This is a genomic window from Xenorhabdus eapokensis (genome assembly GCF_001908105.1).
In genome coordinates this window covers 1-713 of sequence record NZ_MKGQ01000158.1, presented here as the reverse complement: position 1 = coordinate 713, position 713 = coordinate 1, and the positions used below count along the sequence as shown (strand labels likewise).

Sequence of the window (713 nt, the reverse complement as noted above, 5' to 3'; positions counted from 1 at the left end):
TAGCTTATTCCATTGGAGATCTGTTAACATAGTTCGCGGCATGATGGTGAGGTCTGGTTGTTTTTTGGCGAAAGTAATTATACCAAATCATCATGCTGTCTAATAATCCCTCACAAAACATCAACAGACCCTAAGTATATTTCGAAAATTATCAGCATATTGCTTAACTGAACATGGGTGATGATATTTTGTTCAGATTTGGCTATAATACATCCTTAGCTAACGGAGAGAGAATGACTATTCAAGCAAATATGCACGAGGCGAAAACACACTTGAGCCAACTTGCAGATAAAGTTGTTGACGGTGAAATTGTTATTATCGCTAAATCTGGAAAACCTTATGTCCAGTTAGTCCCTATTAACCAATCAGATAGAATACCAGGAGGATGCGAAAATACTGTCAGCATAGATGAACAATTTTATGAAGCTGACCACGATATACAGGAACTGTTTGAAGGATCTGTCATTTTCAGAAGGCTATTCTGCCAATTAACAAGGCATAACGACCAATGTGCATATAACTTCTGATAAAATAATTTCAAAAGACGACTGCACTAAACTTGATATACTCAATGTTCGTGTGCACCAAGGCAAGGTTTAGGTATGACCACTACATCTTGCCAATGCTTTGACAGGGTGACGATCATCCTTATTTCCGGCGGTTAATTTTACGGCCAAAAGTTCACCGCAATCATTGATAACCAGATGAAGTTT

At 38.0% G+C, this 713-nt stretch carries 2 pseudogenes; one reads left to right on the top strand and one right to left on the bottom strand.

The features are described from left to right. Nucleotides 1–233: 233 nt before the first annotated feature. Nucleotides 234–360: pseudogene (locus tag Xedl_RS39530) on the top strand (type II toxin-antitoxin system Phd/YefM family antitoxin); the annotation flags it as partial. Nucleotides 361–614: 254 nt separating this feature from the next. On the opposite strand, the pseudogene Xedl_RS19915 reads toward Xedl_RS39530, so the two are convergent. Then, nucleotides 615–713, bottom strand: a pseudogene (locus Xedl_RS19915) (transposase); the annotation flags it as partial.